The sequence below is a fragment of the Streptomyces sp. NPDC002817 genome (assembly GCF_053592055.1).
In genome coordinates, this window is the sequence record NZ_JBSFUY010000110.1 from 1 (window position 1) to 1,367 (window position 1,367).

General features: G+C 68.5%; 1 protein-coding gene. It reads left to right on the forward strand.

The window, feature by feature from the left end:
* On the forward strand, nt 1-1,316 hold a 1,316-nt coding region (locus ACWD3I_RS49205), incomplete at its 5' end, for an ISL3 family transposase (RefSeq protein ID WP_365414264.1).
* Nucleotides 1,317-1,367: the final 51 nt, after the last annotated feature.

Here is a 1,367-nt window from a genome sequence, read left to right on the forward strand (position 1 = left end):
CGGAGCGATACCAGCGGCGCACGCCGCTTCTTCACCGGCTGCTCGCGGCGATCGGCATCGTGCTGTCGGGCCTGCCGGGTGCGAGGCTCGCGGCGCTGCTGCCCACGCCGGTGAGCAGGACCACCATGCTGCGCTTGGTCATGCTGACGCCTGATCCGGCCGCGCCGACACCACGGGTGCTCGGCGTGGACGATTTCGCCTTCAAACGCTCCCACGTGTACGGCAGTGTGTTGGTCGACTGCGAGACCGGCGCACCCGTTGACCTGCTGGAAGACCGGGAAGCGGACACCTTCGCCCGCTGGCTCACCGGCCGCGAGGGCATCGAGGCAATCTGCCGCGACCGTGCCGGCGCCTACGCTTCGGCCGCCTCCGCGGCAGCCCCCGACGCCATCCAGATCGCGGATCGGTGGCATGTCTGGAAGAACCTCTGCGACACCGTCGAGAAGGCCATCGGCGCACACCGCAGCTGCCTCGACCCGCCGAACGAGCCACAGCCCGCCCCGGTCGAGGCGGCCAAGGCGGAGGGAGTACAGGCGGCCCAAACCCGGCGTCGGCACGCCGAGGTCCACGCTCTGTACGACAAGGGCGTCGGCATCGACCGCACCGCCGTCCAACTCGGCCTGGACCGCAAGACAGTACGCCGCTATGCCCAGGCCGCCACCGCCGACGACATGATCACCAACCCTCCACGTCGCGGCCGCCACGGGATCGCCCGCTACGCGCCCTATCTCAACCAGCGATGGAACGAAGGCTGCACCGACAGCGGGCGCCTGCACCGCGAACTGCGCGAGCTCGGCTACCTTGGCAGTGCCCGCAGCGTGCGCCGCTGGCTGGAACCCCTGCGCGGCACCGACCCGCCCCTGAGCGGCCTGCCCGAAGCGCCGACCGTGCGCCAAGCCACCACCTGGTTCACCCGTCACCCCGACGGCCTGACCAGCGAAGAGTCACTCCGACTCAAACAACTCCTCGACCGATGCCCGGAATTGGCCGACACCGCCGCTCACGTGCGGGAGTTCGCCAAGATCATGGACCGGCTGGACGGAGCCCGAAAACTGCCCGGCTGGATTGACAGAGCCGAAGACGCCGAGCTGCCGATGATGCGCAGCTTCGCTCGCAACCTCCGCAACGACCTCGACGCGGTTATCCAGGGGCTGACCAGCCCCTTCAACTCAGGCATCGTCGAGGGCAGAGTCACGGACCTGAAATCGATCAAGAGGCAGATGGCGGGACGTGCGGGCTTCCCGCTGCTGCGGAAGCGCGTCCTGCTCGTGGCCGCCAGCCGTCGAACACCCAGAGTCACCAACGCGACGGCCTGATGACCGGCTTCACGAAAATCTTGGATGAACCGATTGTCATGACCGCCGTCA